This window comes from Ruegeria sp. G10 (assembly GCF_056533645.1).
Genome location: NZ_JBQFOQ010000002.1, coordinates 400,835 through 423,912, shown reverse-complemented (window position 1 = coordinate 423,912; position 23,078 = coordinate 400,835). Strand labels below are relative to the sequence as shown.

Here is a 23,078-nt window from a genome sequence, read left to right as displayed (position 1 = left end):
AGCATCGGGGTGCAGTGCGTAACGTCGGTTCTGTACCACTCTTCGTTTGATCCCTCTGTTTGTTTTCTCGAACTGATTGTCCAGACCCGCGATAATTGGGGCATTTGGAAATATCTGAAGTTATGAATTTGGTTTGCACCGTGTTTCTGACGGCAGTTCACCAAAAAACAACCTGTAGTCCCGTGCGAACTGCCCCATGTGCCAAAATCCGTGCAGGTTGGCGGTGTCGGTTATTGTGCCATTGAAAGATGCTGCAAGAAGGTCCTCTCGAACGCGGTTCAGTCGAAGCCGCACATAGTACAACTTGGGCCCTTGTCCGAACTGCTCGTTGAAAGCGCGATCCAACGTTCGCCAAGACGCCCCGCATTCCTTACAAATCTCTTCCACTGAAACTGGATCTTCAAGGTTGGCGAGCATAAACTCGATCGCGCGTCCAAGGGATCGCCGTCGCGTGTCCGCCTGACTCTTGTCAAAATGTAATTCGTTGTCGGTTAGGATGTTCAGGGCTTCCAGCATCAGAGTTTCTTCTGTCTCTTGAGACCATTGTGCATCAGAACTTGTAAGCAATTTGGACACGTGACGCTCCAATCGCGCCATGCTTGCCAACCCTGTTTTTGAGCCCAATCTACGGGCGGCCGGTTTGTTGTCATCTAATTGAAACCCACAGGTGTTGGCCAACCTCTCCAGTCGTTTGGTTTCAAATGATACAACATTGCCCGTAAATCCCGCTGTCGAAATACCATCAAACCCGTTGCTGTCCCCAAAAGACAGGAATGCGCCATCGGTAACATCGTTTGCTTGCCATTTGTCGACAGCACCCTTTGTTGGAATACCAAAGCTCATCCAGCCCTTTGGCGAAACACCTCGCTGGTGAACGCGTTGGTTCATAGCGATGTTCAGGGTGGATACCGAATTCCCGGAGCGTACTGTAATCGCCGTAGACAATCGTCCTGGGTCAAGCTGTCGAAAGTCGATTTCCCAGGGTGTGACCTCCCCAATCATGTTGGGGTGATCAAAATTCAGCGCCATTGCCGGTGTCGCCTCGACCGATTTGGGATGGGCGGCGTTCTGCAATTTTGGCGAATTTTTGATGTGGTCCATTTCAATTGCCTGACACTTTACCGGCAATGTAGCGATTTTGAACCGTCGGGAGTCAAGTGTCAGCCGAGCCTACAAACCTTACAGCCGTGGGTCTTCCGCGGCTTCGCGAAGCCGATGCCCGATCTGAGTGGGTGGTGACATTTCTCACGCCCCCGGAGCATCGGAGGCTCTCTGAACTGGCACAACACGCAAATCAGTCGTGTTCAGAAAGATGCCACGAACTGATTGCTCAGGCCATGGAATTTACGAGTATTCGAGGGGGATCCGAGAGTGACCAAACCTTTAAGAACCGGTTTCGCAGCCAGTGTGCTTGCAATGCTGAGCGCTTTGCCGACGACCGCGCAGCAAGATGCAATTGTGCATGACGGAGAGTTTGAGTTTTTGCGCGCCCAGTTTGGTGAGCAATGGGATGCGCAGGATGTCGAGATCGAAGCCAGATTGGCAGATATCCGCGAAGCCAACGGCGGCAAACCCCCGAATTTTCTTTACATTCTCATAGATGACATCAGCTTCGGCCAGATGGGCGAGCGCAAGATGAACTATGTGATGGGGATCGAAACGCCCAACATCAACGGGTTCGCCCGAGAAGGCATGTCGCTAATGCGCATGTATACCGAACCGTCTTGCACGCCGACCCGAACTGCAATGCTGACCGGTCGCCATCCGATCCGGGCAGGCGTCGAAGAGGTCAAGGTGGCTTTGGTCGGTGAAGGACTGCCCGCTAGCGAGGTCACCCTGCCCGAGATTTTGAAACAGGCAGGATACAACACATCTCATGTCGGCAAGTGGCATCAGGGCGATATCGAAGAGGCGTACCCGCACAATCAAGGCTTCGACTGGGCCGCGTTCCCTTTGCATCAGCAAGTCCAGCTGAGCCTGATGACCCGCGAGGCTATGCAGGCAAACAACATGCTGGGCTTCCATCCTTCAGGCCAAAACAACCAGTTCCTGATGGACGAACGCTTTAAACCTTACGGGCTGGTGACCGGCGTCGAAGGCGTGGCAGGCGGACCCGCGCGCGAGGTTGATATGGCTGCGGGCGAAGAGTGGACGCAAGCCAAATACGAGGAAATGAACGAACGCTATCAGGCACAGGCACTGGACCAACTTGAACAGGTGGCGGCACTGGATGAGCCGTTCTTTCTACAATACTGGCCGCTCTACCCGTTGAATTTCGTCTACCCGGATCAGGCTCTCTCCAGAAACGGTGGGTTTCATGCCGATAAATTGCAACTGCTGGACGGTTGGATCGGAGAGGTTCTGACCAAGCTGGACGAGACCGGCGAGGCAGACAATACCATCGTCATGATCATGGCCGACAACGGTTTGATGTACCAATATGAAGGGACATCCGGCCTGAACCAGTTGATCTATCGCGGCGGCAAGACCCAGCATCTGGAAGGCGGCGTGCGTACCGACGCGTTCATCCGCTGGCCCGGCGTGATTCAGGCCGACAGCGCGGCGGGCGATATCTTTCATGTCTCGGATATCTACACAACGATGGCCCGCATCGCCGGAGCAACGGATTTCATCCCCCGTGACCGGGTGATCGACGGGATCGATCAGACAGCTTTGTTGCTTGAGGGTGAGGGGAACGGGCGTCGCGATTATGTCTATGTCTACGAAGGCCCGGTTCTTCGGTCGGTCGTCAAGCAGGAGTTCAAAATGCACCTGCCTGCGCCCGGTCAGCCCGGGGCTGCGGCACCCGTCTTTAACGTCTATCGCGATCCCCGGGAAGAGAATGCTCTGATCGGTAATGCGCTTTGGTCCGGGGCTTCTTTTCAGGACATGGTCAAACGTCATCAGAAAACGATTGCAAAGTACCCGAACTCTGAGATCGGCAAGGACATACCCTACGGCGGCATAGAAAACCTTCGACCTGAAAGCGAAGAGGCGCGGCAGGTCTTTATGAGCTGGCAAGAATGAAAACCAGCGGGCGCGCTGAGCCTGTTCGCGCATGCGCCTCGAAGACGAAGAAATGGCGTCGCACAGAATAGCCGGTACAACAGCAGGTCAATGTCATGTCTGAGAGAACCATGTCAGCCCAAAGGCAACTCCTGGCCACCATAAGCGTTGCCTTGTCTTTGGGCTGGGCAGCGAATGGGAATGCACAAGACGCGAACTGGGATTTCACTGGCTACCTGTATCTCTGGGGCCCTGCACTGAACGGAGATACAACAGCCGGCGGCAGCATTGATATCAGCTTCAGTGACATTCTCGACAATCTCGATTTTGCCTTGATGGGAGCGCTCGAAGCGCGGCGCGGCAGATATTCGATTTTTGTGGACGCGTTGTACCTGGATCTGAGTGATGACCAGAACACTGTCGTGGGTCCAGGCCTTGCAGCCAATGCAGAAGCCGACGTGCGCGGGACGGTTTTTTCCGGTTCTGCCGGCTATGATCTGGCAGATAGCACCAACACGCGGGTCTCTGTTCTTGGCGGGTTTCGGGGCATGGATCTCGACGCCAGTGCAAATCTTTCTATCGCCTCTGGATCACAGCGCATCTCGGATGGGATCAATAACTGGGACGCCATCGTTGGCATCCGTGGGACCACCCAGATCGTCGATCGTTTGGGCGTTTCCTACTATGCAGATATCGGGGCAGGTGAAAGCGATTTGACCGCACAATTAAGTGCTGCGGTCAGTTACCAGATCAACAATTGGGGCCTTGTATTCGGCTACCGGTATTTGACGTGGGACCTCGGCAATTCCCAGGTTCTATCCGATCTAACCTTTCAAGGGCCGTTCATTGGTGCAAGGTTCGGGTTCTGAGTTGAAAGATGTTAGCAAGATTAGCCGGCTCGGAGCAAAACAGCGTCGAAGACCCTAGTCCTACCAGGCAATGGAGACAGACATGAAATCACTCAGTTCAATTGGTGCCGCTCTTCTTCTGATGACGATTGGCGTGCTTCCTCCCGTCATCGCTGCTGAGGAGCGTGCTGTGTCGCTGGAAGGTGTCCTCAACACCAGAGACCTCGGTGGTTTGCGAACGGAGGACGGCCGCTCGGTGCGTGCGGGGCAACTTATCAGATCCGGAGAGATAGATGAGATCAGTGAGGACAGCATGCGGACGCTGGACGACATGGGCGTCAGTGTGATTGTCGATCTCAGAACCACATCCGAGGCGACAGCCCATCCCGCGCAATGGCCAGAAGGAGAGGGGCCGATGCGTCATAATTTCCCGGTGATGGAAAATGAAAGTAGGATGATTGAAGACATGCGCTCCAGCATCAAGTCAGGGAAGGCCAAGGCGGCAGAAACTGATGCCTTGTTTGCCCGAGCCTTCGGTTACATCGCAACGGACTATAAAGACGAGTATCGCGATCTGTTCGACGTCTTGCTTGCACAGCCGGAAGGTGAGGCGGTTCTCTACCATTGCTCTGGCGGGAAGGACCGCACCGGCGTCGCTACCGCGTTGGTGCTGACCGCGCTTGGTGTCACGAAAGAAGACATTCAAGCCGATTTCATGATGAGCAACGTGCTTAAAGATGCAGATAAAAAGGCCGAGGAAATCGCAGCTGAAGTCAATGCTGCTCAGGGGACAAACATGACATCGGAAGCTGTTTGGCCTTCGCTTGGGGTCCGGAAGGCTTATCTCGAAGAGTTCTACAATAGCGTTGAAAAGAGCTATGGTTCGGTCGATGGCTACCTTCGCGAAGGTCTTGGTCTTACGGATGAAGACTTGGTTATTCTACGAAACAGATATTTGAACTGAGGCGAACTCAGGGTGTGAAAGTAGAAAGGGTCGGTGACTTGAGCAACCTTTCGGTAGTGGTCAGTCGCAACCTTGCTCCAGCGAAAATGGCAATAGGAGGAAACATGATACGTCCCAAACTTTTGCTCGGACTTGTGGTTGCATGCCTCGTGCATCTTTCTCAGGCTCCATCGGTGAGTTCCCAAGGCTTGCTCGATAAAGTCACAGAAGGTGTCTCTGGTGTGGTCGATAAGGTAGGGAATGCAGCTGAATCAGCTGGCGAAACTGTATTTGATGTGACTAACGGTGCGACCGTATCTGAGATCGACGCAGGTGTAGATGCCGTACTCGCTCAGCTTCACGCAAGTTCTCCTGAAACCATAGAGTTGTCCAATCAAGCAGTTGCGATCCTGGTCTTTCCCAAGATCACTAAAGGTGGCCTGATGGTAGGCGGTCAATTTGGAGAGGGAGCAATGCGCGAAGACGGGAACACCACTGGATACTACAGTATTGCCGGCGCGTCTTATGGGTTTCAGGCAGGTGTTCAGCAGTTTTCATATGTCATGTTCTTCCTCAATCCTCACGCTCTCGGATACTTTCGTAACAATAATGGTTGGGAGGCTGGAAGCGGTCCAACACTCGTAGGTGGGGATCAGGGTTGGTCCGCGTCTATGGGAACAAACGATCTACAAGGGGATATAGTTCCAATAGTCTTCGGGCAAGAAGGTCTAATGGCAGGGACAAGTCTTCAGGGCACTAAGATCAGCAGAATCGAAAAGTAAATTGGACGGGTTTTCGTTAAAAGTAACCCCGTCGGGTTGACCGCTTGAGACTATGAATAACACACCTGACTAGGACAACCATTCTGCCTGTGACATTGGGTTAATCTGCATTTCCGTATGTTGCGAGATTTGAATTGGGCGGAGTATGAAATATTCATCTTTACGGCCAAGCCTCGCAATACACCTGAACCAGTATTTAGGCCGATCAGTTCGAAAAGACCCTGATTTGCACGTGCAGCAAACGTCTGGACGTTCGAGATTACGGACAATCCAATCGTTCGAGGCGAAACAAGCCAGACGCCGCTGTGCCTTTGGCACGCGGCTGTCTTTGAGTATCTCTACCGGGAGTTGGTGCATCCGGACGTCAGGTGTGCCGAAACGAGCTGCTGCGCGCAAAGCTCAGCTAATGCCTGCAGGTTTGAGCTAAAGGTGACGCGCAGTCTCGACTAGGGCCTTTGATGGTAGCGAGCTCGCCCTATCTCTTTCAAGCTGTCGATGGGTACGGCAATACGATTGATCTAGTGCTTTCGGAGCGCCGAAACAAACCCGGCGCAACCAAAGTCGCAGTGATGACAAGGACAGGACAACACATTGGCCGATGCTGCCTGATCGTAATGGCAAGGGCTGGTTACAAGGTTTCGTTGATGTCACCCTCTAACTGTTCGACTGCACTGGCGGAAGAGCTTGGCGGCATCGGTGGCCAAGGCTCGGTTCTGGATGTCGATGACTTGCAAACGATGTGCGCCGCACAGTTGCGCAAAGCTTTACGGCGACCCCTACGCGCGACACAATATTCGCCTGAACAACCTGCTGCCCAAGTTTCGCGATAAAGTGGATCTGTTTGAACAAGCTCGCCGGGAAATCCTTGCTCAGCACTCCGCTACATTCCGGGATATTGGACAGACTTGCGTGTTCCCTGCCAACGCAGGCGCCCTTTATGTTGATTGCCAGAGCATACCGTCAGATGACGGAATGAACCGAGCGGTAAGGTAGAGAGAGGTGGTGAGGAATGATTGTTAAATCACTCAAGGAAGTTCTTGGAACTGAACGTGATGTTTCCGGCCCGGGTTGGAACAGCAGACGGCTTTTGGTGGCGTCTGACGGCATGGGATTTTCACTGACCGATACGCTGATCGAAATGGGCGCAGAGCTTGAGCTTGAATACACGCATCATCTTGAGGCCTGTTATTGCATCGAGGGCAAGGGTCAGATCAAAGCGGTGGGCGATGAAGCCTGGCATCCGCTTGAGCCATTTACACTCTATGCACTCGACCAGCATGATCGGCACCGGGTCCGCGCCGCAGATACGAACCTGCGACTGGTCTGCATCTTCAATCCACCGCTCACCGGGGGTGAAGTGCACCGCGAAGACGGAAGCTATGCTCCGACGACATCCTGATGAGCGCGGCAACGATTTCCGCCAATCGATCCTTGGGCCACAGGGCGCCGCCCAGAAAAATGGGCTCTTTCCGGAAGTTGGATAGACCGCGGCACCTATTCCCAAGGATCATCAGGATCGCCTTCACGCGCGGCTCATAGCATACCGATAGGAGGGTATACTGCGACAGCCGCTCGGGGTTACCACGCTCCTGCATCTGCGCGATCCTTCTAGCGATAGATGTCGGGATCGTGGACACCGCAAGGTTGTAAAGTGTCTGTGTCCAAATAGACTGGGCGGCGACTGGATATGTAGTATCGTCTGGGTCGAGATGGACCAGAACGCAGTTGGATAAGGTGCTTACGATGACCTCGAAAGAAACGTCTGTAAACGTTCATTACAAAGTCGGCAAATGGTTGCCTTCGGATCAGGAAGTGTTGGACGCCTGGTCTGCCAAAATCGCCGACAAGGCCGAGCAGGACACCAGCCCGCTGTTGCCATCTGTACGAAGGCTGAAAAACCTGATCGAGACCGATGCGAAGGCATATATGTTCTTTTCGCAGATGTTTCAGGAGGTCCCCGAGAGCAAGAAAACCTCGCCTTCGGGCAAGCCGCAGGTGCGCGACTATGAACATATGCTGCGGCTGTTCAATACGATCATGACGCACGCGCCCGAATTCAATGAAAGCGGATTGGTGGGATTTCCGTTTAATGCGATCCTTGACTGGTCGATGGCGAATGTCGGTGGCTGGGCCGGATTTTTGGATGACAAGATCGATGCCTGTCTGCGCGATATGCTGAATGAATGGGCCATTTTCCTGCAATCACCGGAAAGCAGATCGGTTTTGACTGATGACCCGAAAACAGGGTGGTTCGGCGCAAATGCGCAAAAAGCGATGCCCACCTTCAAAGAAGACTTCATCTGCGACCCGTCACTGCCTCACTTCGGGTTCAAATCCTGGGACGATTTCTTTACGCGCCGGTTTCGCGAAGGGGTCCGACCGATAGCTGCGCCGGGCGATGATGCGGTTGTCGTCAACGCCTGCGAATCCGCACCCTATCGCGTCGCCCGAGATGTAAAGCTGCGTGATCAGTTCTGGATCAAAGCCCAACCTTACGCGCTGCAATTCATGCTGGATAACGATCCGCTGGTTCATCACTTTGACTCGGCCACTGTTTACCAGGCGTTCCTGAGCGCACTCAGCTATCATCGCTGGCATGCACCGGTATCGGGTCGGGTTGTCAAAACCCGTCGGATCGAAGGAACCTATTACTCGGAAATCATGCCGGAAGGTCTGGACCCTGCCGGTCCGAATGCCTCGCAGGGTTACATCGCCGAGGTGGCCACGCGCGCGTTGATATTCATCGAAGCGGACAATCCGGATATTGGCCTTATGTGTTTCGTCGGCATCGGCATGGCCGAAGTTTCAACCTGTGACATAACCGTCTACGAAGGCCAGCATGTCACCAAAGGTGACGAGATTGGTATGTTCCATTTTGGTGGTTCAACACATTGCTTGGTCTTTCAGTCGGACGTTGATATCGACTTTGACCTGCATGGGCAGGAACCGGGGCTGGACAGCACAAACATCCTGGTCAACCAGCAGATTGCAACGGTTGGACCGCGCAGGAAGGTTTAATATATCAAACCGAAAATACCTGTGGCAGCCGCCCATCGATCAACATCCACAGGGCGAGTCCTGCCAACAACACCAGAACCACGGCTACCAATACCTCGGCCCGGTCAAATGCGGCGGACGAATCTGCAGCAGTCCGCCGCGCCCAATAGAATATCGGCAATCCGGCCGCATAGATAATCGCGCCCGCCAGCATGAACTGAATGCCCGCCGCGTAGACCAGCCACAGCCCGAAACCCGTCGCAAGCAGGCTGCTGATCAGGGCCGTATTCCTGCCGTATTCAGCGGTGCGCGGGTAATCGCCCGACCAGATCACCTTCCACAGAAAAATCGCAGATCCTATATACGCCGGTAGGATCACCACCCCCGTGATCGACAACATCAGGTTCCATGCATTGTCGGCAAAATAGACAACGATAACGGCGGCTTGCATAATAGCGGTTGAAATGATCAGAGAGTTCGACGCAATACCGGCCTGATTGGTCTTGGCGAAGAACTTTGGAAAGGTTCCGTCCTTTGCGCAGACCCATGGCAGTTGAGCCACCAACAGCGTCCAAACCAGCCAAGAGCTGAGCAGGGCAATTATGACGCCGACATTGATAAACACCTCGCCCCAATAGCCGACAAGCGACATCACAATGCCCGCAGTAGATGGTGGGGCCAGTGCAGCAAGCTCACTTTGGGACATCACCCCGAATGGCACGACCGAGATGAGAACAAAGATGACCGTGACGATGAAGTAGCCCAGGATGGTTGCCCGGCTGACGGTTTTGGCGTCAGACTGATCGGACATCACCACGGCACATTCGATGCCTATATACATCCAGAGCGTCACCAGCATCGTGCTTTTGATCTGGTCCAGAAGACTGCCCAAGGGTTTGCCAGCATGCTGAGGATCAGGGGCATTGCCCCAGAAGTCCGCGGTGATCAGACCTTTTCCAAACGAGAAGAAAACCACCACCGCCAAGAAAACAACAACCGGCAAGAACTTGGCCACGGTTCCGATACTGTTCAGAAGCGACGCCCCTTTCACGCCGCGCATGACGAGAAAACACAGACCCCAGATGATCAGAGACGAACCCAGCGTGGCCTGCCACGTATTCCCGTCCTGAAAGTATGGCGGGAAAAAGTAATTCAGGGCGTCCATCAGAAGAACGGCATAGCTGACATTTCCGAATGCGACGGATAGCCAATATCCCCACGCGATCAGGAACCCTGCAAGCCTGCCGAACCCTGCGCGGGCGTACATGTAGATGCCCGAGGTCATCTCGGGGTGGATATCGGCCAGAACCTGAAAGCTTCGCGCGACAAAGAAAATACCCAGTCCGCTGATCAACCATGCGATGAGAATCGCACCCAGCGCAGCCTGCTCGGCCATGCTTTGCGGAATATTGAACACTCCGCCGCCAAACATCGCACTCACAACCAGTAGGGTCATGGCAAACAGACCAAGTTTCTTGGGAGCAGATTTCCGTTGAGCCTCTCCGTCCGATGCGTCCGAACCTGGGTTAGATTGCGCTGCCATAAGTTCGATTTTCCGACTGCTCTTGAAACGATGCTTGCTTGCTCAGGTTACATAATCGTCGAAGTTTTTGCTGCATCTTTTGCATTTATCGATTGGTTGCTCGTCGATTTTGCAACGCAAGAACCAAAAGACCCTGTCTGTGATGTTCCCAATAGGTGCCTCCTAGCGCCCAGGTTCGAAAAATGGACGAACGGAAATTTGCTGCATAGCGCATTGAGAACGACAAACGGCCTATAAGACGCACCATTGATGCCGCCTGCAGTGCGCATTGCCGACCTTCGCCATAGCGCAAAATCGATGCATGGCGAGCAGCCGGTAAAGTTGAGCACATCTAATGATAGCTAAAGGCTTGATTAAAGGACCGGAACCGGTTCAGCTTAGCGGTATTGGTCTCAATAGATCCATTTGATCCGTAAGGAGCATCCCATGATCGCTTTGCTTTTTGCACTTTTTGCAAGCGCGATGGCGTTTGCCTATCTCAACTTCGTAAAAGTCTCATACGTCATCTTCGTCCTCGCCGTTTTGATGAGCACATATTGGCTTAAATTCCACGCTACGACCCCACTTTCCATCCAGCTTTGAGGTCGATCGATGTCACCTGAATTCGCTCGAAACATGAACGCGCTGGGCGCCCTTGCGGTCTGTCTTGTATTGGCACTTGCCTTTTATTTTCAGCTCGTTTTGTACGAATTGCCTTGCCCATTGTGTCTGTTACAGCGCGTCGGGTTTGTCGCCGTTGGGTTTGGTTTGGGGCTGAACCTGTTGTGGGGGACGCGCGCAAGGAACTATGGAATAGTTCTGGTTGCGGCGATCTTCGGCATAAGTGTTTCGATCCGGCAGATCCTTTTGCACATCGTTCCGGGGACAGGACATTACGGCTCACCTGTGTTGGGCCTGCATTTCTATACTTGGGCGGGAATAGCCTTTGGCTTGGTCATCCTTGGAACCGCGATCATGCTTGTCTTTGAAAAACAATACGATCTGGCGTCGGACGTCCGGGCAACCGAAAGGTTCGGTGGCAGCCCGCTGGCCAAAACGGCGTTTTTTCTGATCCTGCTCTTGGCGGTACTCAACGCCGGCTCAGCTCTGTTAGAGTGTGGTCCAGGAATTTGTGACGATCCGCCAACCGACTACAAGCTGCTGGATGAGCTGGGAGTCTCAGCCGATTGATAAGCGACTGGATGGTCATGAGACCGAATAGCGATTTGATTTGTGGTTGAATTGAGAACCAACGGGGAGCTCAGGAGAACCTATGTCCACTACCACCGACAGCCCGCTCTCAGATGCTCTGGATGCTTTGGCTCGCACAGAAGAGAAAGTTCACGCGTACAAGCATCTGTTGATTACCAAAGCTCAGACTGGTGCGGCTGACGCCCGTGTCGATCCTCAATCGCCCCATATCGAGGGCTGGCCATTTGCAGTCAAAGAGGTTTTCGATGTAGCAGGCGTGGTGACGTCAGGGGGATCAAAGGCCTATGAAAGCCGTATACCCTCAAAGGACGCCGCAGTTGTTGAGCGGCTGCGCGCAGCAGGAGGCATTTTGGTCGGAACGCAAGTCGCGCATGAATTAACCTGCGGACTGGACCAACCACCAACACGCAATCCATGGGACTTAGCCTGCTACCCTGGAGGCTCAAGCGCGGGCGCGGGCGTCTCGGTTGCGGTTGGGTCTGCCCGCTTTGCACTGGGGACTGATGCGGCCGGATCTGTTCGCATACCAGCGGCCATGACGGGAACCACCGGTCTGAAGCCGACCTGGGGCCTGATCAGTTCGTATGGTGTTATGCGGCAGGCGTCAGCGCCGTCGATAGATCATGTTGGAATCATCGCCAGATCCGCCGCTGAGATCGCTCGGATTCTGCCCATCCTCGCAGGGCCCGATCCGCAGGACAAAGCAACATTGAGAAGCCGACCGGTCAATGGCGAGAGACGGCGTCCCGCCGAGAAACTCGCAGTTCTCGGAGCAGCAACTCTTGAGGCTGTAACGCAAAGATACGGCCTTGACCCGGAAATCATGGCCGCATTTTCACAAGCGCGCTCTGTTTTCCAACAAAACGGCTCTGAGGTTGTTGAGGTTGAGCTTCCGACGCTGCCATTGGCTGTGGATGCAATCGTCACACTCTTTGCGGCAGAGCTGGCATGTGCCAATCGTGAAACCCTCAAGGATCGGCGCGATGACTTCGCGCCCGCGGTTGCTGAAATGATCGGTTCTGGTCTGGATATTCCCGAGGATCAGCTGCTGAACGCGATAAACGTCCGGTCGCAATTGCGGCATGAGCTCACTCAGGCACTCCAGGAAGCGGACGCGCAGGTCTTGCTGACACCAACAACACCACACACTGCGATGCCTCTGGCGGAGTTTGATCCAACACAGGAGCTGGCAAGCCTCGTGCCGTTTACATGTGGGTTTAATCTTACAGGCAACCCGGCGATGAGCCTGCCCTGTGGGCAGACGAAAACGGGTTTGCCGATTGGTCTGCAGATTGTAGGCCATCAATATCAGGAGACCTCGCTGCTAGAACTTGCAGAAGAGTTTCAAAAGCTGACCCGTTGGCACGAGTTGCGCCCGCCTGTCTGACGTTTGGGGTTTTGGATCGCGACTGATCACCACAACCGCCGCATCGGTTGCGATCTCACGTTCAGCTCCCCTAACGGTTTCTCGTCAACTGCAGTCGCGAAACAGACCCCGCACCGAGGAAATCAATGACTTCCCGGTTCCAAAGGACGGCGACGTTGCTTTCATTGATGAGTTTCTCAATCCTTTGTTTCAGGACCTGATCAGCCTTGAACTAGTCACGCGGATGCATGATCGTCACGTGCGATACGATGTTCGAGAGATACATCGCTCCATTTAGAGCGGGGTTCCAACCACCCAAGACAACGTCCCCCTACCATTAGAGAAGAAGCGTCACAGGTGGCAAAGGTGGAAACGTTGCCCTGTTTGAACGGCGACCCCCATTGCTATCGGCAGAGCTTTCGCCCGGTCAAAGAAAGGCCAAGCATCTTTAGTTTAGGTGATGATTTTGGTCTTTTCGCACCCCTTTCTAGTGGTTATCCTAGCCGATCCGCTCACTCATATCTTTGCGAAACAACAGGCTGTCGCCCGCTTGGGTGCCCTGACGGTACAGCATCGTCCCCAGCATCATCTGGCCCGGCTCCCAGAGGTGTAGCGCTGTATCGACGTCGTAGGGGTGGCGGGTCAGCGCGTCATACAGCGCGAGGGCATTCGCCGCTGCTTTGGACGTGCTTGCTGCGGTATGTGGCCGGGGGACGAAAGCTGCATCGCCAAGCAGGATGACGCGTTCCTGCACCATGTTCGGCACGGTTAGGTCGCGGATCGCCTGCGCGAAGGGTTCCTGTGTCGAAAGAACCGCCTCGCGGAATGGCTTTGGCAACAACGCTTCAGCCTCTTGATAGACATGCGCCTTCCAGGTGTCGGACAGCTTTCCCTCGGGCATCGAGTATCCACGCTGTTTGCCGTTCTTGTCGATCATGATCTTCCTGAGAGTGTCGTGGTCCGCAACACGGTACCAAACCCAGTTGTAAAACCGCTTGCCAGGCTCTGTCGCGTTTCCCTCCCCGGGAACAAGATAGCCCAAAATGTGCGATCCTTTTGTGTTGGCGAAACCAAAATCGCCGGCCAGACCATCTCGGGCGGCCGAGGTCAGCTCTTGCTCGGGGACTAAACCGCGCCATGCAAGATAACCGGCGTAAGTCGGTTGCGCGTCCGGCCAAATCAGTTGGCGCACGGTCGAGCCATTTCCATCGGCTCCAACAAGGAGGTCTGCGGTCTCGCGCGAACCATCTTCGAAGATCGCGGTCACGGTTTTGGCGTCTTCGTTCTGCTCGATGGATGTCAGAACCCGACCCCGGTGATAATGCGCATCGCCGAACGCCTCTTTCATCGTGGTGTAGATCAAAGACCAGGACGTCTGCATTTGCTGCGCGGGGCGTTTGTCCTGTATGCTGCCATCTTTGCGGTAGACGATCCGGTTTTTGGACGGAACGCCAAGGCGCATGGTGCTGATATCGACGCCCGCTTCTCGGAACACCTCAACAACGTCCGGTTGCAGCACGACTCCGCCACCCCGACTGTCGAGATCATGCGCCGAGCGCTCGTAGATATCGACCTCCCATCCGGCTTTCTTGAGCATGTTGCCCGCAAAGAGCCCACCCAGAGATCCGCCGATGACAATGGCCCTGTTTTTGTGATTGGACATAACACTCATCCTTTTTCCGCTGTCTCAGTGGTTCGAATTCAAGCTATTGCTTGTTGGATGCCGTAATAATCATGCAGTTTCCGTCAACTTCTTTGCATTTTGCGCAACGCTTCCAAGGGTTGGAAAATACGGCAGAATCTCCGCACCCAATTCTTCGATCACCTCAGATGCCGGTCGTGTGCTGTGCCGCAAATTGATCATCACATGATGGACGCCAAGGGTTTTTAAGCTCTCCAGATGTTCAATCAACCGGTTCCGCCCAAAGCGGAAGCCCAGGAAAATAGGGCTTGCAGGCGCGTCGGGATCATCGGTCAGATCGACGAAGAGGGATTGCGCGAAAGGTTTGAAGGTGCCCTGCGCGCGTTGGTCCAAGGCGGTGTGCCACAGCCCGATGCGACGTCGCTGATCTTCGATGTCACGGGGGTAGGAAATCCATCCATCCATATTCTCAGCAATCCATTGCACGCTTTGCTGCCCGCTGCCGATTGCAAAGATCGGAAGGCGCGGCGCGGTCGGCTTGGGAAGCAGATCAAGACCGCCATCAAAGGACGTGCGCTCAGACGTGAACCGAGGGAAATCATGCTCGGTCAGGTGACGGATCGTGTTGATGCCGTCCCTATATGCTGCGCCGCGGCCGGCATGGTCATAGCCGAAAGCGGGATACTCCGTTGCACGATCGCCCGAAGCCGCACCCAGCATGAAGCGGCCACCCGACAGCACATCCAATGATGCCGAGGCCTTTGCGACGTGAATGGGATGGCGCAAAGGCAGAACGATGCCTGCTGTCGACAAGGCGATGCTTTTTGTCCGCGCCGCCAATTGAGACAGCCATACCCACGTGTCATAAATCTGACCGGCATCACCGAAGTCAGGATCAAACAATGGGACATCGCGAGACCAGAGCGCGGCGAAGCCAAGTTCATCGATCCGCGCCGCCTGGTCCAACTGTCCAATCATGTTCGGAATGCCATGCACAAGCGGCGCGGTTGGCATCATCAGGCCGAGCGACAGGTGTCCCGGAGCGAAGGTTTGGGAAAACCCCCGGTGCGAGGCATTTGGGTTGGCGAGTTTCATTGGGAAACCTCCTTGTTCTGAAGGGTATCTGGATCATCAAATGAGCCCCGCGAGGCCCAGGCGATCATCACGGTTGCGAACAGGTCAGATGCGGATCCATCTGATGCAAAACTGTCGGCGAATTTTGGGTGCCGCGACATGCGTGCTGTTGTGCCGTGTGTTTTGGAGCGTCGAGACATCATAGGTTCTCTTCCCTTTCGTCAGACCACAGCCACGACGTTCGTTGGGTCGCCTCCCACTGTTGGCAGGGCCATCCAAGCTTTGGCTTTGAGTGCTTCAGAGATTGGGGTTTGAAATTCATCAGGCGGGGATTGCACCATTTTGCCCAATGTCAGTTTCTCATCAGAAGCCTTGCCACCAACCAGCAGCGCGCTGGCCTGCTGACTTCTGGTGTGCGGCCGACTGAATAACCTGCACCAGAATGTCCGCGGGCTGTGCGCCGCTAACAATTGTGCCTTCGATATCGAATTGTGGAACACCCCGCACACCAGAGCGCGCTGTGGCATTCAGCAAGTCTCGCGTTTCGGCATCGGTCGTTTCATCTGCCAAGTAAGTCAGGGCTTCACCCCCACTCAAACCCGCCGCTGCGGCAATTGCCGCAAGAACCTTAGGATCGCCGATATCCCGCCCTTCGGCAAAATACGCGCTCAGGATGCGGTGTGCGACGTCTGACTGTTTACCTTGGGTGTCTGCCCAATGCGTCAACTTATGCGCGGCAAAGGTGTTGGGCGTCCGCTCAATGATGTCGTAGTTGAACGCAACACCATCGGGCTGGCCCGCCTCGACGGTTCCGGCGTCCAGCGACTGGCTCCGCTCCCACGAACCGAACTTCATCGACCGGTAGACTTTGCGGTCTATCCCCTCTTTCTGCATGTGGGGATTGAGCTCGAAAGGTTGCCAACGAAGATTAACCTTGATGTCGTCCGACAGCATCGCCAGCGCATTCTCAAGCCGTTTTTCACCAATGCGGCACCACGGACAGATGAAGTCCGAGGTCATGGTAATGTCTATGACAGTCATATCGGTGGCCATGGTCGTACTCCTAATGTTGGGTTTGAGAGGAATATGATCCAGCAGCGCCACGTTGATAATCTACCAAGTATCGGCAATAGTATTGCGCAATACGCAACAATGGCTTGGAGTATAGATGGACTACTTTGCCGCCCTTCGCGCGTTTCGCACCGTAGTCGAGGAAGACGGCTTCGCGCCCGCCGCGCGTCGTATGGGGATGGCTACGTCATCTCTCACACGGCAAGTAAATTCACTTGAGGCAAGCCTCGGCACGCAACTTTTGAACCGGTCGACCCGAAGCGTAACGCTGACCGATACGGGCGCGCGTTATCTGGATCAGACCATTCTGGTGCTCGACGCCCTTGATGATGCAAACCGTAGCGTCAGTGAAGCGGGCGGCGCGCCTCGTGGGTTGCTCAGAATCTCGATGCCGGTCGTCTTCGGCTCGATGCATGTGGCTCCTGCGATGGGTTTGTTCATGCGGCGTTGCCCCGAGATTGAACTGGATTTCCAGCTGAGCGACGGTTTCGTCAACTTGGTCGAGGATCGGATCGATATCGCCATCCGCATCGGCAGGCTCGACAGCAGCAGCCTGATCGCGCGTAAACTCGCGCCACACAGGCGGCTGTTATGCGCGAGCCCGGACTATCTGGGCGAACGCGGTATCCCTCAACACCCCGACGAGCTGAAAGACCACAACTGTCTCTGCTTTGCATTCACAGACGGAGATCGCACGTGGCGCATGGAAAAAGAAGGGAAAAGTCTAAACCTGAAGGTCAAAGGAAGCATGGTCGCCAACAACTCTGAGATGTTGCGACAAGCCGCAATCAACGGAGGCGGTCTTTTGATGGTGCCGAGTTGGCTGGTGGGCGAGGATCTTAAGGCGGGGCGATTGACCCAGGTTTTGCCGGATTGGACTGCCGGGCATGGCGAAACAGACACGGCAATCCATGCAGTCTATCTGCCAAACAGGCGGGGATCAAAAAAGGTCACGGCGTTCGTCGAGCACCTGCGCTCTCATTTCGGCTCGCCGCCCTACTGGGAAGCCTGAATTGGATAATGTGGCTTCGGAAACCGAACTCCCGGACAGGTACGAACCAAGCGACAGTGCCATGAATCCTATGCCACCATGCGAAGGCCAAAGTAACGGCTGCTTAGCCCACAAACCCTAGTCGCCTTGTGGCTTCCTTAGGTGCGTTGGCCCAGCTCAAATGAGTGGAAGAGTGGTCAGTTCAGCATTCTTTCAGAAACATCCTCAAGTAGATCGTGCAATTCGAATTCCGACCCTTTTTCGGCAAGTCCTTTTTCATGCAGAATGAACGAAAGGCCATGCACGAAACTCCACAGCAGGAAACCACGGCGGCGGACCTCTTCTGTGATCGTCGGCTCGCCCAGGCATTTTGCGACCTCGGTCAAAAGAATTCCAAAACTTTGCTGTCCACCTTCTTCCAGACGCGGATCTGCGATGCGATCTGTGAACCCGCCAAACTTTAGCCGGAAAATTCCCGGTTCATTCAAAGCAAAGGCAATATATTCCATGCCGATCGCCGTGATCCGCTCTGGTGATCCCTCCGGAATACCGTCAAGCGCGGCAAGCATTCTGGTCCGGTGTCGGTCCATCCCCTCAAGAACGGCTGCGACCAGCATTTCTGTCTTGTCTTTGAAGTGTTTGTACGGGGCTGCTGTCGACACGCCAGCCAACCTGCAGGCTTCTGACACCGAAAAGCTGTCGGGGCCCTTTTCTTCAACCAACTGCCGGGTCGCCTCGGTCAGAGCAGAACGAAGATCACCGTGATGGTACGCTTTCTTTCCGACAGGTCGCCCTTCTGACGAGTGAATTTTTTCTGTACTTGTCATGATCCAAGATGTGCCAGATCGCGTATCCCTTGTCAAAGTGAGAACTTCTAACATATGTTAGAGATACTAACTTGATGAGGTCCGCGAATGCCGAATCCTGCAACACATCGATCTGACACACCGGAACCTGGCCGGTTTTCGCGCGTCCTGCGCGGGACCTTTCGACTGGGTTTGACCCTTGGCATTATCGCCGTCGCTGTGGGGGCTGTTTTTGTCGGAACTTCTGAACTGACGCGTCGGGCTGACGCCGTTCCAGCGCCTGATGCCGCTGCTGTGACTCCGGTGTCCGTAACACCAATAAAGTCCGAAAGCACTTATAGCGTTGATCGCGTTTTCATCGGTCAGGTCGAACCGCAACGCGCGGCAGATATATCGTTCGAACTCAATGGTACGCTGGATCAAATCCTTGCCGATGAAGGTGACGACGTTGCCAAGGGGCAGCTTCTTGCGACGTTGGATATCGCACTGTTGGAAGTAGAACGCGACCGCCTGGCGGCCTCCCGCGCCGCAATCGCCGCGCAGTTGGCGTTTGCGCAGTAGACGGTTGAACGAAACGCCAAGCTTATCGAACAAGGCTTTACCAGTCAGGCACGACTGGATGAGGCTGTGGCCCAACAAGATGAGCTGCTGTCCAGAATTGACGAAATCGATGCTGGATTGCGCGATGTGACCGTAAGGATTGAGAAATCCAGCATTGAAGCCCCGTTTGCGGGCCAAATCACTTCCAGGCATGTGGACGGCGGGGAAACATTGCGCTCGGGCGAGCTGGTCTTGGGCATGGTCGAGGTTGTCTCGCCACAGGTTCGGATCGGGATTCCGTTGGACGTTGACCCCTCGCTGCTATCGGATGTTGAAATCGAAATCGCTGGCGAAAGCTATCGCGCAAAGCTGGCAACGCTGCGCCCAGATATTGACCCGGTCACCCGCACCCGAACAGCGCTGTTTGATCTGGTCGACGGAAGGGAGGTTGCGTTCGGGCAAACCGCGCGTGTGCATGTTCTTGATCAGGTGCAAAATACCGGGACCTGGGTGCCGACGACGTCTCTCAAAGAAGGGGCGCGCGGCCAATGGACTTTGCTGGTTGCCGACGCGCACAAGACAGTGCGCTTGGCAACGGTCGAAGTGCTGCATGCCGAAGACAATCGTGTCTTCGTGCGAGGCGCGTTTCCGGATGGCGCCGTCCTCATCGATCAGGGGCCACAGCGCGTTACAGTTGGTCAGCGCGTTTCCTTCAACACTGGTGAGTAACGGAGGAACCCGATGGAAACCCTGACCTATCGTCATCCCCGGCTTGTCGCGCTGATCGTTCTGGTTCTTGTCTCTGCAGGACTGTCTTCGTTCTTGTCGCTGGGTCGGCAGGAAGACCCAACAATCACCAATCTATTCGCGACCGTTACAACCCAGTTTCCGGGCGCAGACCCGGAACGGGTCGAAGCGTTGGTCACGGCAGAGATCGAGGAAGAACTTCGGAAAATCGCCGAGGTGGACGAGGTCAGTTCCGTGTCGCGTTCTGGCGTTTCCGTTGTTTCGGTTGAGCTGATTGAAACGCTGGACGAAGCAACCATCGAACAAGTCTGGGCCGAGGCGCGGGATGCCGTCGATGATGCGAGCCAGACATTTCCTGTAGGTGTTTTGCCGCCGGAATTTGATGCAGAAGGTATTTCAGCCTACTCCGCCGTTATCGCGGTCAGCGCAGATAACCCGGATGTCCCGACCACTCTGCTGTCGCGTCATGCCGAAGCTTTGGGGGACCGGCTGCGCGCAATACCGGCGACACGTGCCGTGGATTACTTCGGGCAACCGGACGAAGAGGTCCTTGTCAGCGTCGACATGGACAAGGCCGCCGCCCTGGGTCTGAGCGCCGTAGAGATTTCTCAGCGGATTGCAGAGGCCGATGGCAAGGTACAGTCCGGTCGTCTGCAATCCGGCGTAGACCTTACCATCAACATCAGCGGTGAAATCGAAACCCTTGATCGCATCCGGAACATCGTTCTGCGCGAAAGCGCCGAAGGTGCGGTGGTGCAACTTGGCGATATCGCCAAGGTAGATAGGGGCGCGCGCGACCCGCAGTCTTCGATTGCTTTCGCCGATGGCAAGCCAGCCGTTCTGGTCGGAGTCCTCGCGCAGGAAGGCGTGCAAATCGATCGTTGGACCGGTTTCCTGAAGGATGAGCTGCAGGCCGGTGCTGCATCGGTCCCTTTGGGCATTCAAGAAGTTCTGCTGTTCGATCAAAGCCAATACACAACAGACCGTCTGACCGATGTTGGTATCAACATGGCCATCGGAGTGGCACTGGTTATTGCGGTACTGTTGGTAACACTGGGTGTCCGCGCAGCGGCGATTGTGGCGCTGGTTCTGCCCGTTGTTTCCTTGGCGACGCTTGCGACAATGAACATGATCGGGTTGCCCATTCACCAGATGTCGGTGACGGGCTTGATCGTGGCTTTGGGCCTGCTGGTCGACGCGGCAATTGTGATGACCGACGAGATCCGTCGTCGCCTGCAGGCAGGTATGGACCGTCTTGCTGCGGTTCGGGACTCCGTTCGCCGGTTGGCTGCGCCGCTATTGGCTTCGACTGTCACAACCGCGCTTGCATTCACACCGATGATCCTGCTCCCCGGACCGGCAGGGGATTTCGTTGGTTCCATCGCCATCGCGGTGGTGCTGATGCTGGTGTGGTCACTTGTGGTTGCGTTGACTGTGACCCCGGCGATTGCGGGTTGGGTTCTGTCTGACCGCGCGGATGCAGGCATGCTGAGCCGGGGCATAAGAATACCACCCCTGGCCCGCCTTTTTGAGGCTTCGATCCGTTTGTCCGTTGCCAACCCGATCCGGTCCATCGCGCTGGCCTTGGTTTTGCCTGTGCTGGGTTTTGCCGCATTTCCAACTCTGACAGCGCAGTTCTTTCCGGGTGTAGACCGCAACCAGTTCTACATCGAAGTTGACATGCCGGGCGGTACGTCCATTGCCACGACAGAAGCAACCGCGCGGCAGATCGACGATATGCTGTTGGCTGATGAGGGCGTTGAGAGTGTCTATTGGACAGTGGGCGAGTCGGGCCCGGCCTTCTACTACAACATAGTCGGCAACCGCTCGCGCGAGCCGGGCTTTGCGCAGGCCATGATTACAACCGAAACCCCGGACGAGGCTGCCCGACTTGTTGGTGCCCTGCAGCGCCAGTTGGACATTGATTTCCCTGACGCCCAGATCATCGTCCGCGATCTGGTGCAGGGCCCGCCAGTTGCAGCCCCGGTCGAGGTTAAAATCCAGGGACAGGACATAACGGTTCTGCGCAATCTCGGGGATGAGGTCCGCTCGATCATGGCCAATCTGGATCTGGTCACTCAGGCCCGGGCCAGCGTCAATGGCGGCAACCCGCAGATCCGGTTTGAAATCGATGAGATCAAGGCCCGACTTCTCGGACTGGACGTCGCGGATATAGCAGGTCAGCTTGATACCGCACTGGTGGGCATTACCGGCGGATCACTGATTGAAGGCACAGAACAATTGCCCGTTCGTGTCCGATTGGGTGACGACATCCGCTCGGACCTCAGCCAGATCGTGAGTATACCAATCCTGCTGCCGAACGCAGCCGAGGTGTCCGCGACCGGTGTATTTCCTGCCGTGCCATTGTCCGAACTGGCCCGACCCGTGATCGAACCCACCGAAAGCGTTATCACCCGGACAGACGGCGTGCGCGAAAATACCATTCAGGCCTTTATCGTACCGGGCGTTTTGCCCGAAGAGGCGTTGCAGGACGTATTGGAGGCGCTTGATGCGTCCGGCTTTGTCCTGCCGCAAGGTTACACAGTGTCATTGGGTGGGGACAGCGACGCGCGCTCGAACACAGTCGGCAACCTGCTTGCGTCGGTCGGGTTGATCGTCACTTTGTCGATTGCGACCATTGTGCTGACCTTCAACTCGTTCCGGCTGACACTTGTGACGCTTGTGGTGTGCGTTTTGTCCGCTGGTCTGTCGATGCTATCGCTGGCGATCATGCAATTTCCGTTCGGCATTACAGCAATTATTGGGGTCATTGGTTCAATAGGTGTTTCCGTCAACGCCGCCATCATCATTTTGACCGGATTACAAAAGGACCCAGAAGCAAGTCACGGCGACTACAGCGCAATGGCGCGGGTCGTGTCCGGCTCAAGCCGCCACATCATCTCGACAACGGTTACGACCTTTGGCGGCTTTCTACCTCTGATCCTGGGCGGAGGCGCGTTCTGGCCACCTTTCGCCGTCGCTATCGCCGGAGGCGTTTTACTATCAACCGTCGTGTCCTTCTACTTCACACCGCCTTTGTTTGCTTTGGTCTATCGCGGGCAATTTGCAAGGCGTCATCTGTCCACGCTCCAACGTCCCAAGGACGGCATCGCCGTTCATAGACTCGCCGCAGAATGAAACTTGCGATCAATTCTTCCGTGGTTTCTCTTCGTACCAAGTTTTCGTTGATCCTTGGACATTCCCCGCACCTTCACCGCAGCTGCTTGATCCTGTTCTTACTGGAACGTAACGCCCACGTTTGCAGTGCCACGGTTGGCTCGTTCGACAAAAGCGGATGAAGCGGCATGTAAGAAGGGATTGTGACGGGTAGTGCCTCACGCAATCTGATATCCAAGATCTCAAACGCATCCCCTCATGAGTTCAATAGTGCCGATCAACGGCCTCGATTCGAAAGAACGGACAGTGGTAACGAACGGATTGCCGATTGCCTTTGTGAAGAACAGCAAATCAGGTAGAGTGCTTTTCTAAGGACGTTTGCCGCCTTGTGCTGGTCTCGCTGCGGGCTCTTCG

20 protein-coding genes are annotated in these 23,078 nt (G+C 55.2%); 14 read left to right on the top strand and 6 right to left on the bottom strand.

The features are described from left to right. Positions 1-120: 120 nt before the first annotated feature. A complete protein-coding gene (locus tag ACR0KM_RS05750; RefSeq protein ID WP_480858220.1) occupies positions 121-1,101 on the bottom strand; it encodes a helix-turn-helix domain-containing protein in 981 nt (326 codons plus the stop codon). Between the two features lie 270 nt (positions 1,102-1,371). Here ACR0KM_RS05750 and ACR0KM_RS05745 point away from each other — a divergent pair, with 270 nt between their 5' ends. The 7 genes from ACR0KM_RS05745 (at position 1,372) to ACR0KM_RS05715 (ending at position 8,597) form a co-directional block, all read left to right on the top strand. Continuing rightward, entirely contained in the window at positions 1,372-3,027 is a 1,656-nt protein-coding gene (locus ACR0KM_RS05745) for a sulfatase-like hydrolase/transferase (RefSeq protein WP_480858219.1), read from the top strand. Positions 3,028-3,122: 95 nt separating this feature from the next. Continuing rightward, positions 3,123-3,875, top strand: coding sequence for a porin family protein (locus tag ACR0KM_RS05740; RefSeq protein WP_480858217.1), 753 nt, complete (start codon positions 3,123-3,125; stop codon positions 3,873-3,875). Positions 3,876-3,957: 82 nt separating this feature from the next. After that, complete coding sequence (locus ACR0KM_RS05735; RefSeq protein ID WP_480858215.1) at positions 3,958-4,818, top strand: tyrosine-protein phosphatase; 861 nt, start codon at positions 3,958-3,960, stop codon at positions 4,816-4,818. Between the two features lie 104 nt (positions 4,819-4,922). Beyond that, complete coding sequence (locus ACR0KM_RS05730; protein ID WP_480858213.1) at positions 4,923-5,579, top strand: lipid-binding SYLF domain-containing protein; 657 nt, start codon at positions 4,923-4,925, stop codon at positions 5,577-5,579. Positions 5,580-5,837: 258 nt separating this feature from the next. Then, complete coding sequence (locus ACR0KM_RS05725) at positions 5,838-6,029, top strand: V4R domain-containing protein (protein ID WP_480858555.1); 192 nt, start codon at positions 5,838-5,840, stop codon at positions 6,027-6,029. A gap of 559 nt (positions 6,030-6,588) precedes the next feature. Beyond that, positions 6,589-6,978, top strand: a complete 390-nt coding sequence (locus tag ACR0KM_RS05720) for an ectoine synthase (RefSeq protein ID WP_480858211.1) — start codon at positions 6,589-6,591, stop codon at positions 6,976-6,978. A gap of 344 nt (positions 6,979-7,322) precedes the next feature. Continuing rightward, positions 7,323-8,597: a phophatidylserine decarboxylase associated domain-containing protein gene (locus ACR0KM_RS05715; protein ID WP_480858209.1), complete on the top strand. Its 1,275-nt coding sequence runs from the start codon at positions 7,323-7,325 to the stop codon at positions 8,595-8,597. A gap of 4 nt (positions 8,598-8,601) precedes the next feature. On the opposite strand, the gene ACR0KM_RS05710 is transcribed toward ACR0KM_RS05715, so the two are convergent. After that, positions 8,602-10,119 carry a basic amino acid/polyamine antiporter gene (locus ACR0KM_RS05710; RefSeq protein ID WP_480858207.1) on the bottom strand — a complete coding sequence of 506 codons (1,518 nt, stop codon included), beginning with the start codon at positions 10,117-10,119 and terminating at the stop codon, positions 8,602-8,604. A 426-nt stretch (positions 10,120-10,545) separates the two neighbouring features. Between ACR0KM_RS05710 and ACR0KM_RS05705 the strand changes: the two genes are divergently transcribed. From ACR0KM_RS05705 to ACR0KM_RS05695, 3 genes are all read left to right on the top strand, one after another. Next, complete coding sequence (locus ACR0KM_RS05705; protein WP_480858205.1) at positions 10,546-10,701, top strand: DUF5993 family protein; 156 nt, start codon at positions 10,546-10,548, stop codon at positions 10,699-10,701. A gap of 33 nt (positions 10,702-10,734) precedes the next feature. After that, positions 10,735-11,289, top strand: coding sequence for a disulfide bond formation protein B (locus ACR0KM_RS05700; protein ID WP_480858203.1), 555 nt, complete (start codon positions 10,735-10,737; stop codon positions 11,287-11,289). Positions 11,290-11,371: 82 nt separating this feature from the next. Continuing rightward, positions 11,372-12,697 carry an amidase gene (locus ACR0KM_RS05695; RefSeq protein ID WP_480858201.1) on the top strand — a complete coding sequence of 442 codons (1,326 nt, stop codon included), beginning with the start codon at positions 11,372-11,374 and terminating at the stop codon, positions 12,695-12,697. A gap of 478 nt (positions 12,698-13,175) precedes the next feature. Here the strand turns inward: ACR0KM_RS05695 and ACR0KM_RS05690 are convergent, their stop codons facing one another. The 3 genes from ACR0KM_RS05690 to ACR0KM_RS05680 form a co-directional block, all read right to left on the bottom strand. After that, on the bottom strand, positions 13,176-14,339 hold the full coding sequence (locus ACR0KM_RS05690; RefSeq protein WP_480858199.1) for an FAD binding domain-containing protein: 1,164 nt from the start codon (positions 14,337-14,339) through the stop codon (positions 13,176-13,178). A gap of 69 nt (positions 14,340-14,408) precedes the next feature. Further along, positions 14,409-15,413: an LLM class oxidoreductase gene (locus ACR0KM_RS05685; protein ID WP_480858198.1), complete on the bottom strand. Its 1,005-nt coding sequence runs from the start codon at positions 15,411-15,413 to the stop codon at positions 14,409-14,411. A gap of 342 nt (positions 15,414-15,755) precedes the next feature. Further along, positions 15,756-16,496 (bottom strand): DsbA family oxidoreductase, encoded by a 741-nt coding sequence (locus ACR0KM_RS05680; RefSeq protein ID WP_480858196.1) that lies wholly within the window; start codon positions 16,494-16,496, stop codon positions 15,756-15,758. 64 nt (positions 16,497-16,560) lie between these two features. Between ACR0KM_RS05680 and ACR0KM_RS05675 the strand changes: the two genes are divergently transcribed. Further along, complete coding sequence (locus ACR0KM_RS05675) at positions 16,561-17,475, top strand: LysR family transcriptional regulator (RefSeq protein ID WP_480858194.1); 915 nt, start codon at positions 16,561-16,563, stop codon at positions 17,473-17,475. Between the two features lie 176 nt (positions 17,476-17,651). Here the strand turns inward: ACR0KM_RS05675 and ACR0KM_RS05670 are convergent, their stop codons facing one another. Further along, positions 17,652-18,335, bottom strand: coding sequence for a TetR/AcrR family transcriptional regulator (locus ACR0KM_RS05670; RefSeq protein ID WP_480858192.1), 684 nt, complete (start codon positions 18,333-18,335; stop codon positions 17,652-17,654). A gap of 33 nt (positions 18,336-18,368) precedes the next feature. Between ACR0KM_RS05670 and ACR0KM_RS05665 the strand changes: the two genes are divergently transcribed. The 3 genes from ACR0KM_RS05665 to ACR0KM_RS05655 all read left to right on the top strand — a co-directional run bounded on the left by ACR0KM_RS05665 (position 18,369) and on the right by ACR0KM_RS05655 (position 22,685). After that, entirely contained in the window at positions 18,369-18,821 is a 453-nt protein-coding gene (locus tag ACR0KM_RS05665) for a hypothetical protein (protein ID WP_480858190.1), read from the top strand. Positions 18,822-18,887: 66 nt separating this feature from the next. Then, positions 18,888-19,529: an efflux RND transporter periplasmic adaptor subunit gene (locus ACR0KM_RS05660; protein ID WP_480858188.1), complete on the top strand. Its 642-nt coding sequence runs from the start codon at positions 18,888-18,890 to the stop codon at positions 19,527-19,529. Positions 19,530-19,541: 12 nt separating this feature from the next. Next, positions 19,542-22,685: an efflux RND transporter permease subunit gene (locus tag ACR0KM_RS05655; protein WP_480858185.1), complete on the top strand. Its 3,144-nt coding sequence runs from the start codon at positions 19,542-19,544 to the stop codon at positions 22,683-22,685. Positions 22,686-23,078: the final 393 nt, after the last annotated feature.